Source organism: Streptomyces sp. AM8-1-1, assembly GCF_032229325.1.
Classification (GTDB): domain Bacteria; phylum Actinomycetota; class Actinomycetes; order Streptomycetales; family Streptomycetaceae; genus Streptomyces; species Streptomyces achmelvichensis.
Genome location: NZ_CP135086.1, coordinates 7366099 through 7384799, shown reverse-complemented (window position 1 = coordinate 7384799; position 18701 = coordinate 7366099). Strand labels below are relative to the sequence as shown.

18 protein-coding genes are annotated in these 18701 nt (G+C 71.1%); 10 read left to right on the top strand and 8 right to left on the bottom strand.

The features are described from left to right. Positions 1-83: 83 nt before the first annotated feature. Positions 84-1316 (bottom strand): cytochrome P450, encoded by a 1233-nt coding sequence (locus RPQ07_RS32970; protein WP_313947891.1) that lies wholly within the window; start codon positions 1314-1316, stop codon positions 84-86. 317 nt (positions 1317-1633) lie between these two features. Here RPQ07_RS32970 and RPQ07_RS32965 point away from each other — a divergent pair, with 317 nt between their 5' ends. Then, positions 1634-2566, top strand: a complete 933-nt coding sequence (locus RPQ07_RS32965; protein WP_313947890.1) for a Ku protein — start codon at positions 1634-1636, stop codon at positions 2564-2566. A 130-nt stretch (positions 2567-2696) separates the two neighbouring features. Beyond that, positions 2697-4127: a serine/threonine-protein kinase gene (locus RPQ07_RS32960; RefSeq protein ID WP_313947889.1), complete on the top strand. Its 1431-nt coding sequence runs from the start codon at positions 2697-2699 to the stop codon at positions 4125-4127. 133 nt (positions 4128-4260) lie between these two features. On the opposite strand, the gene RPQ07_RS32955 is transcribed toward RPQ07_RS32960, so the two are convergent. Together RPQ07_RS32955 and RPQ07_RS32950 are read right to left on the bottom strand one after the other, a co-directional pair. Further along, on the bottom strand, positions 4261-4464 hold the full coding sequence (locus tag RPQ07_RS32955; RefSeq protein WP_313947888.1) for a cold-shock protein: 204 nt from the start codon (positions 4462-4464) through the stop codon (positions 4261-4263). Between the two features lie 255 nt (positions 4465-4719). Next, on the bottom strand, positions 4720-5619 hold the full coding sequence (locus RPQ07_RS32950) for an RNA polymerase sigma factor SigF (RefSeq protein WP_313947887.1): 900 nt from the start codon (positions 5617-5619) through the stop codon (positions 4720-4722). 143 nt (positions 5620-5762) lie between these two features. On the opposite strand from RPQ07_RS32950, the gene RPQ07_RS32945 reads away from it, so the two are divergent. Beyond that, entirely contained in the window at positions 5763-6170 is a 408-nt protein-coding gene (locus RPQ07_RS32945; RefSeq protein WP_313947886.1) for a contact-dependent growth inhibition system immunity protein, read from the top strand. Positions 6171-6398: 228 nt separating this feature from the next. On the opposite strand, the gene RPQ07_RS32940 is transcribed toward RPQ07_RS32945, so the two are convergent. Continuing rightward, a complete protein-coding gene (locus RPQ07_RS32940; RefSeq protein ID WP_313947885.1) occupies positions 6399-6860 on the bottom strand; it encodes a VOC family protein in 462 nt (153 codons plus the stop codon). A 158-nt stretch (positions 6861-7018) separates the two neighbouring features. Between RPQ07_RS32940 and RPQ07_RS32935 the strand changes: the two genes are divergently transcribed. Then, positions 7019-8197, top strand: coding sequence for a PP2C family protein-serine/threonine phosphatase (locus tag RPQ07_RS32935; RefSeq protein ID WP_313947884.1), 1179 nt, complete (start codon positions 7019-7021; stop codon positions 8195-8197). 260 nt (positions 8198-8457) lie between these two features. Beyond that, positions 8458-9594 carry a winged helix DNA-binding domain-containing protein gene (locus RPQ07_RS32930; RefSeq protein ID WP_313947883.1) on the top strand — a complete coding sequence of 379 codons (1137 nt, stop codon included), beginning with the start codon at positions 8458-8460 and terminating at the stop codon, positions 9592-9594. 40 nt (positions 9595-9634) lie between these two features. On the opposite strand, the gene RPQ07_RS32925 is transcribed toward RPQ07_RS32930, so the two are convergent. Next, complete coding sequence (locus tag RPQ07_RS32925; protein ID WP_313947882.1) at positions 9635-10543, bottom strand: GNAT family N-acetyltransferase; 909 nt, start codon at positions 10541-10543, stop codon at positions 9635-9637. A gap of 114 nt (positions 10544-10657) precedes the next feature. After that, complete coding sequence (locus tag RPQ07_RS32920) at positions 10658-11587, bottom strand: LysR family transcriptional regulator (RefSeq protein WP_313947881.1); 930 nt, start codon at positions 11585-11587, stop codon at positions 10658-10660. Positions 11588-11736: 149 nt separating this feature from the next. On the opposite strand from RPQ07_RS32920, the gene RPQ07_RS32915 reads away from it, so the two are divergent. Beyond that, entirely contained in the window at positions 11737-12963 is a 1227-nt protein-coding gene (locus tag RPQ07_RS32915) for an MFS transporter (protein WP_313947880.1), read from the top strand. A gap of 48 nt (positions 12964-13011) precedes the next feature. Here the strand turns inward: RPQ07_RS32915 and RPQ07_RS32910 are convergent, their stop codons facing one another. Beyond that, complete coding sequence (locus RPQ07_RS32910; protein WP_313947879.1) at positions 13012-13434, bottom strand: hypothetical protein; 423 nt, start codon at positions 13432-13434, stop codon at positions 13012-13014. A 140-nt stretch (positions 13435-13574) separates the two neighbouring features. After that, a complete protein-coding gene (locus RPQ07_RS32905; RefSeq protein ID WP_313947878.1) occupies positions 13575-13709 on the bottom strand; it encodes a hypothetical protein in 135 nt (44 codons plus the stop codon). 273 nt (positions 13710-13982) lie between these two features. Here RPQ07_RS32905 and RPQ07_RS32900 point away from each other — a divergent pair, with 273 nt between their 5' ends. The 4 genes from RPQ07_RS32900 to RPQ07_RS32885 all read left to right on the top strand — a co-directional run bounded on the left by RPQ07_RS32900 (position 13983) and on the right by RPQ07_RS32885 (position 18569). After that, a complete protein-coding gene (locus RPQ07_RS32900) occupies positions 13983-15086 on the top strand; it encodes a DNA glycosylase AlkZ-like family protein (protein WP_313947877.1) in 1104 nt (367 codons plus the stop codon). A 393-nt stretch (positions 15087-15479) separates the two neighbouring features. Continuing rightward, on the top strand, positions 15480-17474 hold the full coding sequence (locus tag RPQ07_RS32895) for a SpoIIE family protein phosphatase (RefSeq protein WP_413777858.1): 1995 nt from the start codon (positions 15480-15482) through the stop codon (positions 17472-17474). A gap of 135 nt (positions 17475-17609) precedes the next feature. Next, entirely contained in the window at positions 17610-17999 is a 390-nt protein-coding gene (locus RPQ07_RS32890) for a TraR/DksA family transcriptional regulator (RefSeq protein ID WP_313947875.1), read from the top strand. 150 nt (positions 18000-18149) lie between these two features. Beyond that, entirely contained in the window at positions 18150-18569 is a 420-nt protein-coding gene (locus RPQ07_RS32885; RefSeq protein WP_313947874.1) for a PPOX class F420-dependent oxidoreductase, read from the top strand. Positions 18570-18701: the final 132 nt, after the last annotated feature.

Sequence of the window (18701 nt, the reverse complement as noted above, 5' to 3'; positions counted from 1 at the left end):
CTGCGGCCACACCGTCCCAACTCGCCCCCGGCGCCTACAGGATGGGCACCGGCGCACGCGAGACGTATCCGCCCCCGTACCCCTCAGGCGTCGGAGGGCACCCGGAGCGACATGACGAAGCCGCTGCTCGGACGCGCCGGCACCCGGCGCAGACTGATCGACAGGTCCTGCGGCGGCACCAGGTAGTTCATGTCCGCCAGCCGCGTGGACAGGCAGGCCAGCAGGGCGACGGTGATGTCCTCGCCCGGGCACCGGTGGCCGGTGGCCGCGTCCCCACCGCCCTGCGGGATCAGCTCGTCGCTCGCCACGCTCCGGCCGAGGAAGCGCTCGGGGCGGAAGGTGTACGGGTGGGGCCACAGGCCGGGGTCGTGCTGCTGGCCGTAGACGTCCAGCAGGACGAGGCTTCCTTCGGGAATGACCACGCCCTGCCACCGCAGGTCTCCGGCCGCCAGACCGCCCACGAACGGCACGAAGGGGTAGAAGCGCCGAACCTCGTGCGCGAAGGCTTCCGCGTACGCCGGGTCACCCTGACGCAGTGCGTCCCGTCGGCCCGGCCACCGCTCGAGCGCGTGAGCCGCGAACGTCACGAACCAGGCGACGGCCACCGTGGGGCGAATGATGTTGAGGACCTCCACGGCGGCGGTGTGCGAGTCGAGCAGCCGGCCACTGTCGTCGCGGTGGAGCGCCACCGCCCGCAGGGGTGAGCCGGCGGGGTAGTGCGTGCCCCGGTCGGTGCCCGGGTCCGTACCGGCCTCCGCCCGCGCCGTACGGATCAGGGCCTCCAGCCACACCTCGCGCCGGGCCCGAGCGGCACGGGCCGTGAGGTGCCGGGGGCCGATCGCGGCGAAGCCGTCGACCATCGCCACCAGATCATCCGCCAGCTCCGCGGTCTCGGCCGCGCCGAGCGGAATGCCGGCCCAGTCGCACACCGCGCGGGTGAGCACCCGGCTCGACTCGGTGAACAGTTCGACGGCGGGGCGCATCGCCCATTCGCGCGCCGCCGCATCCCACTCCGCTCCGGCCAGCTCCGTCAGGCGCGCGACGGCACCCCGGTTCTTGAGCAGGGACATGAAGAGCGCCTTGCGAGCCAGGTGCTGGTGGCCGTCGAGGGTGTGCACGGCGCCGCGGCCGAACAGTGTGTCGAGAACGGGGCCGGGAAGTGCGGATCGGCGCTTCACATGCTGGTCGTCGTAGAAGAAGCGCACGGACTCCCGGCCATGGACGGCCGTCGTCGGCCGGCCCAGGATCCGGGTCTGCACCGGCGAGCCCCCGCTGCTGCGCATACGGTCGGGCAACCAGGCGTACCCCTTGGTCATCAGAGGAATGCTGCTGTCGCGGAGGGGGGCGGCGAGAGTGTTCATAGGGTGCCGAGTGCCCGGAGCGGTGATGCCCAGACACGCGACGGACGTCGGACGGGCGGGGCCGGTGCGGCCGGGCGGGGCATGCCTGGGTACGGCCGCGTGCGAGAGACGCTCAGCCGCGGCCACGCGGGCCCGGCCCGTCGCGTACGCCCCAGCCGGTCCCCCCCGGAAAGGCGGCCCCTGCGCCGTCCCCGGACTGGCGGCTGCGGGGGTGCCGCGTCGGGGACCCGGCCGTACGCTGACGGTCTCGGGGCTGCACACGGAGGTTCGTCATGCCCCGCCCCGTCTGGTCCGGAGCCATCTCGTTCGGCCTGGTCACCATCCCCATCAAGGTGCTGCCGGCTACCGAGAGTCACAACATCAGCTTTCACCAGTACCACCTGGACGACATGGGGCGGATCCGGTACCGGAAGATCTGCGAGCTGGACGGCAAGCAGCTGCGCGACGACGAGATCGGAAAGGCGTTCGAGGTCTCCAAGGACACCTTGATCGAGATCACCGACGAGGACCTCGCGAACATGCCGTTGCCGACGGCGAAGGCGATCGAGATCGTCGCGTTCGTACCGGCGGACAGCATCGACCCGATCCGTATCTCGAACGGTTACTACCTGGCCGCGAGCGGAGCGGTGTCGGCGAAGCCCTACACGCTGCTGCGGAAGGCGCTGGAACGGTCCAGCAAGGTGGCGGTGGCGAAGTTCGCGTGGCACGGCCGCGAGCGGCTGGGGCTGCTGCGGGTGAAGGACGACGCGATCGTTCTCCATGCGATGCGCTGGCCGGACGAGATCCGCTCCCCCGAGACACTCGCCCCCGATCCCGTCGAGGTCGGTGACAGCGAGATCGACGGCGCCGTGGCGCTGATGGAGGCCATGAGCGAGGACGACATCTCCGGCTACCGGGACCACTACCGCGAAGCCCTGGAGGAGGTCATCGCCGCCAAGGCCGAGGGGAGGACACCGACCCGGGCCGAGGACGAAGCGCGGCCGGCGGGCGAGGTCGTCGACCTGATGGCCGCACTGAACGCGTCGGTTCAGGCGGCGAAGGAGTCCCGCGGGGAGAGCGGCGAGCACGCCACCGTCCACGACATGCCCACCTCGAAGAAGCGGGCCGCGAAGAAGACGGCGGCCAAGAAGACCGCGGCGAAGAAGGCCACCGCGAAGAAGGCCGCTGCCAAGAAGACGAGCGGACGCAAGCCGCGCAGCGCCTGAGGACAGGCGGCCCCGGTGAGCGCCGTCGGGGCTCCCACGTGCGTTGCCGGGGATGGTCGGCCATGTGGTGGGTACACGGGTGGAGCGTCGCAGGACGCTGCCCGCTGCCGTCGAAGACTCGGGAGACCTCATGAAGGTCCGCCGCACGCCGTCCGTGTGGGAATCCGGGCTCACAGCCAACGTGCTGGCCGGCCGCTACCGGATCGACGACCTCGCCGGACGAGGCGGGGCCGCCGACGTGTACCGGGGTCTGGATCTGCGCCTGAGGCGTCCGGTGGCCGTCAAGGTGTTCCGGCCCGGGGCTGATCCGGAGATGGAGGAACGCTTCGCCGACGAAGCGCTCCTGCTGGCCCGCCTTCAGCACCCCGGTCTGATCACGGTCTACGACACCGGGCACCACGAGGGTTCCGACTTCCTGGTCATGGAGCTGGTCCAGGGCGTCACTCTGCGGCGGCGCATCGCCTCCGGCCCGCGTCCCCTTTCCTGGGTGTGCAGGTTCGGAGCCGCGCTCGCGGGAGCGTTGACCCATGTGCACGCCGCCGGAATCGTGCACCGCGACGTCAAGCCCGGCAACATCCTGCTCGACGCCGAGGACAAGCCGCACCTGACCGACTTCGGCATATCCCGGATGCTCGACACCCCCACGCACACCGAGCCGGGCGCACTGATCGGCACAGCGGCCTATCTCGCACCGGAGCAGGTGCTCGGCAAGGGCGCCGGAACGGCGGCGGACATCTACGCCATGGGCCTGGTGCTGCTGGAGTGCCTCAAGGGCGAACTCGAGTACACGGGGACCCCGTTGGAAGCCGCGATCGCGCGTCTGCACCGGCCTCCCGCCCTGCCTCCTTCCCTCCCCGGCGAGATGGCGTCCCTGTTGACCGCCATGACCTCCGTGGAGGAGGCGGATCGACCGGACGCGGACGAGTGCGCGGCGGCGCTGGAGTCACAGCGCCTGGACCCTCCCGAGGTCGCGCCTCCCTCGCCCGCCCCGCGCCGGTTCGCCGTCCGCTCGCTCGGCTCGGGCGCTCACGGCAATGTCCTTCCCCGCCGCCGGGACGGCGCCCCGACCCACCGGATCGACGCCTCCGCCGCACCCGGGCCGACACGGAGCCGGCGCCTGATGATGGCCGGCGCTGCCGCCCTCGCCGCCGTGCTCGGCACCACGCTCACGGCGGCGGACGGCGGTTCGGACGCGGGCCGCAGGCAGACGGCCGTCCCCCAGCCCGATCCCGCCCCGGAGCCCGAGTCCGCGCCCCGGCACGGGCGCCCCGGCACACCCGCGCCCGAGCCCGGAAGTGCGCCGGCGGCAGCGGGGCCGGCCGCCGCGCCCCGCGGTCCGGCCGGTGCCGTCGACCCCGCCCGCAGCGTGGCCCCCGCGGAACAGCTGCCGGTGGTCGGCTCCCGCACCTCGCTCCCGGGCGGACCCGGCGCTGTCCGGCCGCCCGCGTCCTTCGGTACACCGGAGTACGGATCGCCCGGGCACGGCCCGGAGAAGGATCACCGGTCGAAGAACCGGTCCGCCCGGTCGAAGGAGAAGGCGGGCAGGGGCACGCACGACTGACGCCCTCTCACGTACCGGAGAGCCCCACGCGACCCACCGGGCCCGGTCACGCCTCGGAGCACTGCCCCACGACACACCGGTGCCCCGCCCCCGGAAGCCGGGAACGGGGCACCCTCTTGCACCTTCAGGCGACTCAGACGGGGGTGATGTTCTCCGCCTGCGGGCCCTTCTGGCCCTGCGTGATGTCGAAGGAGACCTGCTGGCCCTCCTGGAGCTCACGGAAGCCCGTCGCGTTGATGTTGGAGTAGTGGGCGAAGACGTCCGGACCGCCACCGTCCTGGGCGATGAAGCCGAAGCCCTTCTCCGCGTTGAACCACTTCACCGTACCGCTGGCCATTTGTCCTCCAAGGACTTGACGTCGGCTCCGCACCTTGCGGAAGCCGGAGGTGATCGCCCTGGTCCTCAGGCACTCTGAACAGCAAGACGCCCGTGAACACGGGGCTCACGGACGTTGGATACTTGGAACCACGACAGCTGACGCTGACGCTACACCGCTCCCCACCGGCCTGCCCAGCAACCTGATCAAGTTCGTGCGGCCAAGGCGTGTCTTTCGGACGGCCGGTGGGGGTGACGCGGTGCGTACGACTGCCCGTCAGCCGGTGAGCAGCCCGGTACGGAGCTTCGTCAGCGTGCGGGCGAGAAGACGCGATACGTGCATCTGGGAGATGCCGAGCTCCTCGCCGATGCGTGCCTGCGTGAGCTCCTGGCCGAAGCGCATCTCGATGATGGTGCGCTCCCGGTCGTCGAGCTGTTCGAGCAGCGGAGCGAGGGAGTGCAGGTTCTCCAGCAGGTCCATGGCGGGGTCGTCGTCGCCGATGCCGTCGACGACGGTGCGGCCCCCGTCGCTGGAGTCCTCGTCACCCGCGGTCGGTGTGTCGATCGAGTCCGCGATGTAGCCGTTGGCGGCGACGAGGCCCTCGATGATCTCGTCCTCCGTGAGATCGAGGTGGTCGGCCAGCTCCTTCACGGTGGGGTCGCGATCCAGCCGGTTCGCGAGCTCCTCCTTGGCCTTGGCCAGTTCGACACGGAGCTCCTGAAGGCGGCGCGGCACATGCACCGCCCAGGTGCTGTCGCGGAAGAAGCGCTTGATCTCCCCCACGATGTAGGGGATGGCGAAGGACGAGAACTCGACCTCGCGGGACAGCTCGAACCGGTCGATCGCCTTGATCAGGCCGATCGTGCCGACCTGGGTGATGTCCTCCATCTCGCCGTCACCCCGGTTGCGGAACCGGCGCACCGCGAACTTGACGAGCGAGAGGTTCATCTCGATCAGGGTGTTGCGCGCGTACTGGTATTCGGGAGTGCCCTCCTCCAGCACCTGGAGCTGATCGAAGAACAGCTTCGACAGCTGCCGGGCATCCTTGGGAGCGATCTTGCCCGCATCCTCGATCCACGGGAGGGCGTCGGCTCCGCTGCCGGTCACGTCCGTAGACGCCCCGGCAGCGTCGAGGTCCTGAGCCGAAGCGCCGGTCAACTGAGTCGAGAAAGTCACAACTTCACCTCGGGGTGGGGGCCATGTCTGACGACCGCCTGCCCACTCGCCACACATCCACACTGTTGCCGCTCGACAACTTTTCGCTGAATGCACATGAGGGTGACCGCCGCGCCCCGTCGCGCGCCCTCTAGCCTGTACGGATGAGCCGCCTGCTGCACCTGGACCGGTCCCTCGAAGACCTTGAAGGCGAGCGCTGGCCGGAGCCGTCTGCCGGGACCACACGCCTGGTCAGGACGGTGCACGCCCTGCGGCGGGTGAAGGTCGGAGCGCTCACGGTGGACGACCTCCGCACCCTGATCGCGCAGGATGTGGGCCTGCCCTTCCTCCTCCCCGTCGCGCTCGCCGTGTTGCGCGACGATCCGCTGGCCGAAGGCAGGTACTACGAGGGCGATCTCCTGTCGGTGGTGATGCGGAAGAGCCCCGCCGCGTGGTCGATGTTCCCCGACCTCCGCCGGGAACTGGTGGCCGTCGTGTCGTCGCTGCCCGAGGTGCCCGAGGAGCTGACGACCGAGGTCGGGCGGTTCCTGGACCGAGCGGATCGCCCCTGACGCCCAACGGCACCGGGTCGCCCCTGACGCCCAACGGCACCGGGTCGCCCCTGACGCCCAGCGGCTCCGGGTCACCCCTGCCACCACGGCCGCTCCGGAGCGGCCGTGACGCTCCGGCCGCCGCAGACGGGCCGAGACTCGATCCGACCGCCGCGGACCAGGCCGAGAATCGATCCCGCCGCCTCGTGCCCGACGCGTCCGAGGCGCCACGCCGACCCGGCAAAAGCCTCAGTGCACGCAGAATTCGTTGCCCTCCGGGTCCGTCATGACCACCCACTCCCCCGACGGTTCCTTGATGTGGGTCTGGACCTGGGCGCCGAGAGCCCGCAGGCGCTGCACCTCGCTGTCCCGCTCGCCGGCCGGGCCGTGCAGGTCGATGTGGAGACGGTTCTTGGCCGTCTTCTCGGGCTGCGGCACGCGGTTGAAGAGCAGCCGGCGGCCCAGGCCCGCGCCGCTCTCCGGGTCGTGCGGGTCCTCGGGGTGGCGTACCGCCGCCGCGTCACGCCAGCCGTGCCGGTCATGGCGATCGACCACGATCTCGGCCGGGATGGCGCCGAGGCCGAGGAGCTTGTCGATCAGGACGCTGTGGTCCTCGACCGTGTAGTGCAGCGCGGCCGCCCAGAAGTCGGCCTGCGCGTGCGGATCGTCGGCGTCGACGACGAGCTTCCAGTGCATCGGAGTGGGAGTCATGCTCACCACTTATAGGCCCCGGCACCGACATCCGCGAGGAACCCGGGATCTCCGACCCCACGGACCCGCGCGTGTGACACTCCCCGGAGGTACATCGCCCCGGCAAGGCCGGACCGCCCCGGTCGTAGGATGGACTCCTTTCCGCAGAAATGGGACATGTGAAGGCTGACAGACCCGGCGGGGTGGAGCGTCAGCTCCGCGACGCTGCACCCCATGCGCTGTTCGACGTCGCCCGCGCGCTGATCGAGGAGCGCTTCGACGCGGTGACGGTCGACCTCCTCATGGCGGACTACGCCATGACCAGACTCCAGCCCGTGGCGAAACTGCCGCGCACGACCACGCCCCTGCCTCTGAACTCCAGCGCCGCCGGCCGCGCCTTCGGAGCGCAGGAGCCGCACATGGTCGCCGAGACCGGCAACCGCGCTCCGACCGTGACGGTCCACCTGCCGGTGAGTGTCCGCGGTGACCGCCTGGGGGTGCTGAGCGTGACCCTGCCCGGTACGGAGCCCGGTCCCGCGACCGTCGAAGCGCTTCAGGAGATCGCCGACGCCCTGGCTCACGAGATCATGGTGGCCGAGCGCGACACGGACGTGTTCCTGCTGGCCCGGCGGGCCGAGCGGCTCACTCTGGCCGCCGAGATGCAGTGGCAGCTGCTCCCGGGCCGCTCCTGCTCGCGCACCGAGTACAGCATCGGCGCCCAGCTGGAGCCGGCGTACGCCATCTACGGGGACAACTTCGACTGGTCCGCCTCCGCCGACCACCTCACGCTGAGCGCCAACAACGGCATGGGCGAGGGGATCGATGCCGCGCTGCTCACCAATCTGGCGGTGAACGCTCTGCGCAACGCACGCCGCGCCGGTCTGAGCCTCGCCGGTCAGGCGTCCCTGGCCGATCAGGCGGTCTACGGCCAGCACGCCGGCCGGCAGTACCTGTCCATGCTGCTGTTCCGCTTCCATCTGCCGACCGGCAGGGCCGAGGTCATCGACGCCGGGTCGCCGCGGGTGTGGCGCATGCGCCAGGGCGTCGTCGAGCCGGTGGAACTGGAGGCGCAGCTGCCGCTCGGCATGTTCGAGGTCACGGACTACACGCCGCAGCATTTTCAGGTCGAGCCGGGCGACCGGCTCCTCTTCGTCAGCGACGGGGTCTACGACGTGCCCTCGCCGAGCGGCGAACGCTACAGCGAGCGCGCCCTGATCAGGGCCGTGCGCGACACCCGGCTGCTGCCGCCGTCCCAGGTACCGCGGGCGGTACTGGAAGAGCTCGCCGGCCATCGCGGCCCCGGGCCCTCCGAGGACGACGCCATGGTCGTCTGCCTCGACTGGCACGGCCGTCCCTGACGGCTCGCAGGTCATCCGGCTGATATCGGGCCTGCGGCACGAACGCCCACGGCTCCTTGTCCTCGCACCTCCCGGAACCGCTCTCGTGCTCCAGCCCGCGGTACCGATGCCGCAGCTGCTCGCTCAGGTCCCGACGGGGAACCGCAGCACCCGCAGGTGGCGCGAAATGACGGGGCGACGGCGCCCGCACCTCCACCTGCACGGATACCGGAGCCGGACGGGTCGATGAGCCGGCTGACCATTTTCGGCACAATCGCGGTATGAGGATCACTCCACGGGAACTCAACCGGTCCACGCTCGGCAGACAGCTGCTTCTGCGGCGGGAGCCGTTGGGTGCCGTCGACGCGGTCCGTCGTCTCGTCGCACTCCAGGCACAGCACGCCGCGTCGCCGTATCTCGCGTTGTGGAACCGGCTCAGCGGATTCGACCCGGCCGACCTCGACGCCGCCTTCGGTGAGCGGGCGATCGTGAAAGCGACGCTGGTACGGATCACCCTGCACGCCGTCCACCGGGACGACTACCGGTCGTTCCGCGAGGCCATGCATCCGACGCTGCGTGCCGCCCGGCTCAACTCCCGCTTCACCGCGAGCGGGTTGTCGCCCGACGACGCGGACGCACTGGTCCCGGAACTGCTGACCTTCGCGGACCGGCCGCGCACGACCGCCGAGATGGAAGCCTGGCTCGAAGCACGGATCGGTGTGCCGCCGAAGTCCGGCGCGTGGTGGGGACTGCGGTCGTACGCACCCCTGGTGCACGCCCCCACCGGAGGGCCGTGGTCGTTCGGGCTCCGCCCGTCCTACGTCGCGTCGGGGACCCGGCCGGCGCTCGACCCGCACACGTCCGCCGCCTCGCTCCAGACGCTGGTCCGCCGCTATCTGGAAGGGTTCGGGCCGGCGTCGGTTGCGGACATCGCGCAGTTCGCCACGGTTGCGCGCGCGAGGGCCCGTGAGGCGGTGGGCGCGCTCTCCGACAACCTGGAGGAGTGGGAAGGGCCGGACGGCAAGACCCTGTTCGACATCCCCGGCGCCCCGCGCCCGGCGGCCGACACACCGGCACCGCCCCGGCTGATGGCCATGTGGGACAACGTCCTGCTGGCGTACGCCGACCGCAGCCGCATCATCCCGCCGCCATACCGGCCCCTGGTCATCCGGGTGAACGGTGACGTCCTGCCCACCCTGCTGGTCGACGGCTATGTGGCCGGCGTGTGGCGCCCCGTGGAGGGAGGCATCGAGGCGACGGCCTTCCACACCCTCCCGGCCGCCGTCTGGGACGAACTCGCCGCGGAGGCCAAGGGTTTGATGGCGCTGCTGGCCGACCGCGACGCGCAGGTCTACCGCCGGTACGCGGGATGGTGGGCCGGGTTGCCGAGCGCCGAGGTCCGGGTGCTCCCCGGGTAGCGACACCGATCGCCCGCGTCCGGACCGGAACCGGGCGCGGCTACGACGCCTTCGGCGCGGGCATCCCGTCGGTTCCGGGGTCACGCGGACGGGAGTAGGAGTACAGACGGTCCACCTCCGCGAAACCCACCGACTCGTACAGGGAGATCGCCGCCGTACGGTCCCGCTCGTCCCCGGCCGCCGCGTCGTCGTCCACGTACAGGACCACCTTGTCGGCTCCGCATTCGGTCAGCACACCGAGAGCGTTGCCGAGCATCGCACGGCCCAGGCCCCGGCCGCGCAGGTCGGGCAGGACGCCGATCCAGCGCAGCACACCGGTCCCCTGTACGGGAGAACCCACGACGGCTTCGGCCACCACCCGGCGGTCCCGGTGAGCCTCCAGTCGCCACGCCTGCCGGTCCCCCGGCTCGTGGCCCACCCGCACGTCCGGCAACCGCGGCATGCCGTCGACGGGCAGCGCGGCCAGCATGTACCGCCACAGCCGCTCCCCGGCGAACCCGGCCCGCCGAAGCGCCTCCGCCGTCGCCGGACGGTGCAGGACCGGCAATGCCTCCAGACCCAGGGAAAGAGCCGACGCGAAGCTGAAGGCATGCGCCTCACGCGTCCCGAAGGCGGCGAGGGCATGGCGGACCAGCGCATCGGCCGTCCGCGCGTCCTCCCGGCAGTGGAGCCACAGCAACTGGCCCGTGTCGTCCTTGAGCCGCAGGGCGTAGGACGCCACACCCACGACGACTCCGTCCGTGTCCTCGGCCACCACGACGTCCGGGGGCTCCAACTCCGCCCACCACCCGGCGTCGACGGACGAGCGGCCCTGGAGGGCCTCGTCGAGCATCGCCGGGGTCGAGACCGGCTGACCGCCCATCCGGTCGTCATCGACCAGGGCGAGGACGGCGTTTCGGTCCGCGGACGTGAAGGGACGCAGCGTCGGGCCGAGCAGGTGAGGGCTCACAGTGACGACCCTGACCGGGACGACCCGTTCTGTCCAGGATCGAGCCCTCCCGGCAGTTCGCGGCCGAGCAGCGGTCCACCGCCCTCGTGGAACCGGCCCGCGACGCCTGCGGGATCACTGCGCCCACTGCGGTGTCCACGTCTCGCCATGGCGGTGGCCGGACCGGAGGGAGCCGAGATGGTCGCGGAGTGCGGTGAGCGCGGGATGCGGATTGTCGCTGCGCCAGATCAGTGAGTGGGGATAGACCGGCGTGGGTCCGCGCACGAAGACGCGCCGCAGGTCGTCACCGGCGGGCCGGACGAACTCGGTCTGTTCACCCACGAAGGTCGCCAGCACCGAGGAATCGGCGATCGTTTCGAGGAGCGGCTCGGTGCCGAAATCGGGGCCGGTCGCCTCGATGGTGAGCCCGAAGGCGGCGGCGAGGTCCTCGTAGTAGGCCGCCCACTCGGTACCGGCGACGATGCCGGGCATCCAGATCCGGTGCCCCGCGAGCTGTGCGGGTGCGACCGCGCACGCAGTGGCCAGCGCATGACGCGGCCCGGTGAGAAGGTGCAGTGGCTCGTCGAAGACCCGGACGGTCTCGACGCCTTCGGGAAGCTGCCGGGCGGGCAGGGTGACAGCGCGGAACGACGCGTCGATCGTGCCGTTCCGGACGGCGGCGATCGCCGCGTCGGCGTCGAAGAGCGTCACCACGTCGAGCGCGATCCCCGGATGGGCACGGTGGAAGCCGCGCATCAGACCTGCCGGCGCAAGCCGTCGGCCGATCACATCGACACGCAGCGCGCGACTGCCGGGCCGTACGGAAGCAGCAGCTCTCTCCGCGGCGCGAAGGAGATCACGGGCGTGCGGCAGGAAGACCTGCCCGTCGAGGGTCGGCCGGGCACCACGCGGCGTACGCGTGAACAGCCGGACGCCCAGGGCCTTCTCCAGCGCCGCGATGCGCTTGGAGACGGCCTGCTGCGTGATCGACAGATCCGCGGCCGCTTCCTGGAACTGCCCGGCGTCCGCGACGGCGACGAACGTGCGTACGGCTTGGAGATCCACGCCGCACATCCTAGGCCGTGTGCTGGGAGTACAACTTCTGGTTGTACCTCACGAACCGAGCGGTTGTTTGATGCGCGGACCCACTGGTGGCTTTGATGTGACCGGTCGAACGAGGGTGTCGGGGAGCGGCGGCGAGGGGTGTGCTGGGCATGGGCGCCAGGCGGTCGCTGGGCCGGGAGTTCGCGTGGCTGTGGTCCGCGTACGCGATCAGCACCTTCGGCACACGGCTCGCGTTCGGGGCCTTCCCCCTGATCGCGATCCTCGTGCTGCACGCCGGGGCGGCGGAGGTCGCGGCGCTGGCCGCCGCGGGCCTGGCGGTCGGCGCGGCCGTGGCGCTGCCGCTCGGGCCGTGGGTGGACTTCCGCCGCAAGCGCCCCGTCATGATCGCGATGGACCTGGCCCGCTTCACCGCGTTGATCAGCATCCCCGTCGCGTACGCCCTCGATCTGCTCACCTTCGTCCAGCTGCTCGTCGTCTCCGTCGTCGTCTCCGCCGCCGAGATCACCTTCGGGGCGGCCGGTGGGGCATTCCTCACGTCACTCGTGCCGCCGCAGGACCTCCTGGTCGCCAACGGACGGTTCGAGGCCACGACATGGACCGCCACCATGCTCGGACCGCCCGTCGGCGGAGCCGCGATCGGGCTGTTCGGTCCCGTGATGACCGTGCTCGCGGACGCGGTCAGTCACCTGCTGTCGGCGGCGGCCATCCGCGCGATCGGCAGCAAGGAGGCACCTCCCGCAGGCGCCGGTGCGCGGCCCCGCCTCCGCGCCGGCGATGTCCTCGACGGATGGCGGCACATCCTGGCCGAGCCGGCCCTTCGTCCCCTGTTCTTCAACACGGTCCTCGTCAACGGCCTGATCATGGCGACCTCACCGCTGCTGGCCGTCCTCATGCTCGGTCAACTCGGCTTCGCACCCTGGCAGTACGGCCTCGCCTTCGCCGCGCCCTGCATCGGCGGGCTGATCGGCTCACGGCTGGCCCGCCGCCTCGTCGCGCGGTACGGGTCGCACAGGGTCCTGCTCACATCCGGGTGGCTGCGGGCGTGCTGGCTGCTCGCGCTTGCCTTCACCGGCCCCGGCGCTGCCGGGCTCCTGCTCGTCATGGCCGTCGAGCTCGGGCTGATCACCTGCATGGGAGTCTTCAACCCGGTGTTCGTCACGTACCGACTCGACCACATCGCAACGGATCGCATCGCCCGCACGCTGTCCGCCTGGTCGGTCACCAGCAAGGCCACCATCGCGGCATTGACCGCCCTGTGGGGCCTGCTGGCCGGCCTCACCGGGCCGCGCACAGCACTCGCGATCGCGGGCCTTCTTATGCTGGCCACGCCGCTGCTGCTCCCCCGTCAGAGCCTCACGGCAGACCGGGCGCGGTGATACCTGCCGAGCGGGCCGAGGCGGCCCGCTCCCCTACGGGTTCGCCCGCTACCTGATCGTGAACGAGCAGCCTTTCAGGGTCTGTCCGCCGTCGTTGTCCGCGACCGCCTTGCCGTCGACCGTGATGAAGCAGGGGGCCGGCTTCTGCGTACCGTCGACGGACTTGATGGCCCCCGGGACGATCGACACCGGATAGCCCGCCTTCTGTTCCGCGGCGGAGAGCCGGACGGTCTCCGTCTTCCGCCACGGCAGGGTCTGCTCGGCGAAACCGCTGGTCTCGGCGCGGTAGGTGATCGGCACCTTGCCCAGCCCCTCGACCGCCAGGGTCACCTCGTGGGACTCGCCCGCCTCGGCGGGCGACGGCGAGGCACTCCGTGAGGCGTCACTCCTGCCGCGATTCTCGTCCTGCGTGGTCCCGCCGCCTTCGCAGCCCGTCAGTGCCACGGCCACGAGCAGTGCCACAGCGGTCATCGACGTTCGCATACGTCCCGTTCCCGTGCTCTCGGTTCCTGCCGTCCCTCGGGCAAGGGATCCGACATCCGAAGATCCAAGCACGTGCGGTACGGCACGAACGGTCATGAGCCCCGGTGGCGGGAGCCGAATTCCCGGTGTCAGTCGTCGCCCGAATCGGCGGACCCGCCGCCACCCTTGCTGCTACGGCTGAAGACAACTGACAGGACGTCCACGACAGCGGCGAGGACGATCAGGGTCACGCGACCGGCGTGGCGCATACGCGGAGAGGCCATGCGCCGGATCCTACGGACCGGCCCCGCGAGCTCCGAGAAGGGTGGCCAGGGGAAGCCGGTACGGGCGTCCCGCCGGTCCGTGCATCGCCGGGCAACGCGGACGTAACGCCGCGCAGTTTTACCCCTCCCCCGTTGCCGCCTTCTTGTCGTCACTGAGGTGAGGCGAGGAGGCCAAGGGGCTTGTTATCGGATGATCTACGCGCCTGCGGTGCCCTGCCCCTCCGCTGAACCGCGTATACGGTACGGACAGGACGTACGAAGGGGGCCGTCGTCGTGAGCAGCGCGCAGCGGATCGAGGTCCGGCGGGAGCAGGTGCTCGCCCATCGGGTGGCGGCTCATGGCTTCGACCGGGCCTCCGCCGCACCGGGGGTGCTCGACCTCGGGGTGCAGGACACTCCGTACGGCTCTGCCCGGTTGGCGCTCGCCGCTCGCAGTGCGTCCGCCGAGGGGCTGGAGCTCGTGTGGTCGTTCCGTGGCGCGCCGCATCTGCACAGCCGCGCGAGTCTTCCCGGTCTCGCCACGGCGCTCTGGCCGGTCGGCGACACGGACGCGACAGCGCGGATCGACACCGCCGTGATCAAGGAGGGGGCGCGGCTCGGGGTCGAGGCTTTCCGCCTCACCGCCGAGGCGTTCCGCGACACGGTCACCACCCCGATGGCCAAGGGCGAGGTGAGTACCGCGGTCAGCGCCGCCGTGCCCCCGTCGCTGACGTACTGGTGCGAGCGGTGCGGAGCCGAGCACATCTCCGGGCTGCTCTTTCAGCAGGCCGGGCTCTTCGGTGCGACCGGGGTGGGCGTGGAAGGGGGCCGGACCGTTCTCGCTCCGCTGGAGCACGGGTTCCCGGTGCCGGCCGAGGCATCGGGCACCGCCGGGCTGGTGCGGGCGTATCTGCGCCACCTCGGTCCCGCGACACCCGCCGAGGTGGCGAAGTACCTCGGCACGAAGCCGGCCGTGGTGAAAGCGCTGTGGCCGGACGACCTCGCCGAGGTGCGGATCGAGGGACGGACGTCCTGGCTGCCCGAGACCGATCTCGACGCCTTGGTATCGGCGGAGTCGGAGTTCGCGTCGACGTTCCGGGGGCTCGTCCGCCTGCTGCCGCCCGGTGATCCGTTCCTCCAGGCGCGGGACCGGAGTCTTCTGGTGCCCGACAAGGACCGCGCGAAGGAGATCTGGCGGGCGATCGGTGGCCCGGGCGTCCTCCTGACCGGCTCGGAGATCGCCGGCACCTGGCGTGCCAAGGCCGCCGGCCGCAGGCTCGACCTCACGGTCACGCCGTTCGGGCCGCTGTCCGCAGCCGTACGCAAGGCCGTGGAGGCCGAGGCGGACACCGTGGCCGCGGCCCGCGGCGCGAGAGACGTCCGGCTGCGGTTCGCGTAGGGCGTCGCTGCCCCGCGAGGCCTTGTGGGGCAGCCGGTGACGAGCACGCCATTCGCCTGTCCGTACGGCTCGGCCGCGGCGACGGCCCGCCCGAGCGCTCCCGTACCTCGCCCCGGCGGCCGGGGCCCGCGGCGTCGAGATCCCTGCACCCGCGACTGCGTCGCAGACCGGCCCGGCCGCCCGGGCGCCCCCTCCTGGCACGGCGGAGCCGCCCTGATGTCGGCACACTGGTGGGGAAAGACTCTCGGCGCCTCGCCCGCCTGTCGGGGTACCGGGCGAGACGCTGTGTGCCGCGAGTGGAAGGCGACGTCAGTGGCGTCAGACCGTTCGGAGGATGATCGGGCTCCTGGACCGCTCTGGTCGGAGCCCGGGTCGCTTCTTGAACACGTGCCCGTGGCCGTCCTCGGCATCGACGAGGACAACCGCATCTGCTACTGGGGGCCGGGCGCCGAGGGACTCTTCGGGCACGACTCCGCGGAGGTGCTGGGCAAGGCCGCCGCCGTACTGTTCTCCGACGGCCCGGACGACTCCCCCGGCCCCTCGGTCCGGCTGGCGGAACACGGCCGCACGCTGGGGTACTGGCGCGGACGGCTGCCGGCCCGGCACCGGAACGGCGAGGTCTTCGACTGCGGTTTCCGGGCCTTCCGCGTGGTCGGTACCGACAGCACGTCGATGGTCCTGGCGCTGGCCAGCCGCAGTGACGTCCTCGATCGGGTGAAGACCAATCTGGCGTTTCTCGATTCCCTCTTCGAGACGACCCCCATCGGCCTGGTCATGCTCGACGACCACCTGCGGTACGTCCACCTCAATGAGGCCCTCGCCGACATGGACGGGGTGTCCATCGAGGAGCACATCGGGCGGCCGATGGACGACATCATGATCACCTCCGACGGCGGCGCCTATCTGCGGATGCTGCGCTCGGTCGCCGAAGAGGGACGGACTGTCGCCGGTGTTCTCGTGGGGCTGCGTACCCCTGGTCACCCGGATCTGGACCAGGTGCGGTCGGTGAGTCTCTTCCCGCTCAGCGGCGCGGTCGGTACACGGTCCGGGGTGGGCGGCCTGATGGTGGATGTGACCGAGCGGGAGCAGGCCATCATGGAGGCCAGTGCCGCTCGTCGGCGTCTGGCTCTGCTGGCCCGGGCCACCGCGCGGATCGGTACCACCCTGGATGTGGATGTCACCGCCCGGGAGGTGGTCGCCGCCGCGATTCCCGACTTCTGCGACGCCGCCGTGGTGGAAGTCGTGGAGTGGATGGACGAGCGGGCGCTGTTCGACCCGCAGCAGCCGCTCGTCACCCGAAGAATCGCCTCCGGCACGGTCCTGGCCCCACCCGCCGGCGAGCTCGTGGGCGGGCTGGACCGTGTCACCTACCCACCGGATTCCTCCATCCACCGGACACTGATGTCGGGCCGCCCCCTCTACGTCCCGGTCGACGACGACTTCATGACCCGGACCGTCATTCACCGGGCGCGTGCCCAGCTCCTCAGGGACAGCGGCCTGACCGGCCTCGTCATCGCCCCGCTCATCGCCCGCGGCACCGTCCAGGGCATCACCATGTTCGGACGCTCCGCGGCCAGGCCGGCCTTCACCGACGAGGACCTCCGCCTGGCCGGCGAGCTGTCCTCCAGGGCCGCTCTGTGCCTGGACAACGCGCGTCTCTACAGCCGGGTGCAGCACATCGCCCTCACCCTCCAGCGCGCACTGCTCCCGAGCGCGCTGGCGACCAGCCCCCATGTGCAGGTCGCCCACCGCTACGTGCCCGGCAGCCAGGTCACCGAGGTGGGTGGCGACTGGTACGACGTGATCGATCTGCCCGGCGACCGCGTCGCGCTGGTGGTCGGTGACGTGATGGGACACGGCGTCCGGGCCGCCGCGGACATGGGGCGGCTGCGCATCACCGCCAAGGCACTGGCCAGGCACAACCACGAGCCGGCGGACCTGCTCGCCGAACTCGACGCCTGCGCCCAGGAGGCAGGCATCGAGCTGGCGACGTGCCTCTACGTCTCGTACGACGCCGCGACAGGACGAGCCCGCATCGCCAATGCCGGCCACCCGCCGCCCCTCGTACGGCACCCCGACGGCACGGTCGAGATCCTCGGCGAGGTCCTGGGCGTGCCCCTGGGCGTGGGCGGTCACCCGTTCCGGACGATCGAGACCGATATCCCGGACGGCGCGATTCTCGCGCTGTACACCGACGGCCTCGTCGAGGCCCGCGGCCACGACATCGAAGAGGGCCTGGCCGCCGTCTGCGCGGAACTGAGCCAGGTCTCGGACCAGCTCGAAACGATGGCGGACCGCATGCTGTCGCGCCTGCTGCCCGATCCCCCGATCGACGACACCGTCCTCGTCCTCGCCCGTGTGCGCCGGAGCACCGCACCTGAGCGGTGAGCGGGCCACCAAAGCCTCCGGGGCGCCGAGGACGACGCCGGGCGGCTGCCGCACACGGCGACGGCAGGGACGGCAGGGACGGCACGAATGGCACACACCGGAATGAGCGGCTGATCCGATTTGTTCTGCCCCGGCATGGAGGACGAGACCGGAGCGGCCGCGAGCTCACCCGCCCAGCGGAAGGCCGCGGCAGAGCTGATCGACGACGCCCGCGCCAGTGGTCGGCGGCTGATCGACTCCCTGACGCGCCTGTGGGACGGCGTCGTCGAAGCGTCGACCATGACCAACATCGACGACGAGCACGACCCCGAGGGCGCCACGGTCGCCTTCGAGCGTGCCCAGCTGCGGGACATGCTCACCCGGGCACGGGCCGATCTGGAGGACCTCGACCGGGCCGCGGAGCGGGTGCGCACGGGCGCCTACTGGATCTGCGAGCGCTGTGGCGGCCCGATCGCTCCGGAGCGGCTCGCCGCGCGCCCGACGGCCACGGTGTGCATCACCTGCGCGAACAAAGCCGCCCGCTGATGCGTATCACTGTGTGAGAGGGATGCAGTGGCGCGACGGCTCGACATGTAGAAAGGTCATGGCGGCCGAAAAGCCTCGAAACGCCCGGTTCGGACGATCATGCCGATGACCGTCCGTACGACTTCAGCAACGCCTGACGGAAGGTGTCCCATGTCGAAGCCACCGCTCCCCGACGAAGCAGTCGCCATGCTGACGAAGGCCAACCCGGCAGTCGTCACGACCCTGCGTTCGGACGGCCAGCCGGTGTCCACGGCCACCTGGTACCTGTGGGACGACGGCCGGGTGCTGATCAACATGGACGAGGGTCGCAAGCGCCTGGAGCACGTGCGGAACGACCCGCGTGTCTCGCTCACCGTGCTCGACGAGGGCAACTGGTACACCCACCTCAGCATCATCGGCCGCGTCGCCGACCTCGTCGAGGACAAGGAGCTGCTCGACATCGACCGGCTGGCCCAGCAGTACCTCGGCAAGCCGTACCCGCAGCGGGACCGCCGCCGGTTCAGCGCATGGATCGAGATCGACCGCTGGCACGGGTGGGGCACCCTGAAGGACAACAGCCAGCCCGGGTGATGGGCGACCGGCCGCGACCGGTGCGATGAGGAACCTCCGGCGTTCACGTCGAGCACACGAACGAGCATGTGTTCCCGTCGAGGTTTCGAATGTCCCTCCGGCACGGCCGGTTTCGTCTCCCGACAAACCCTC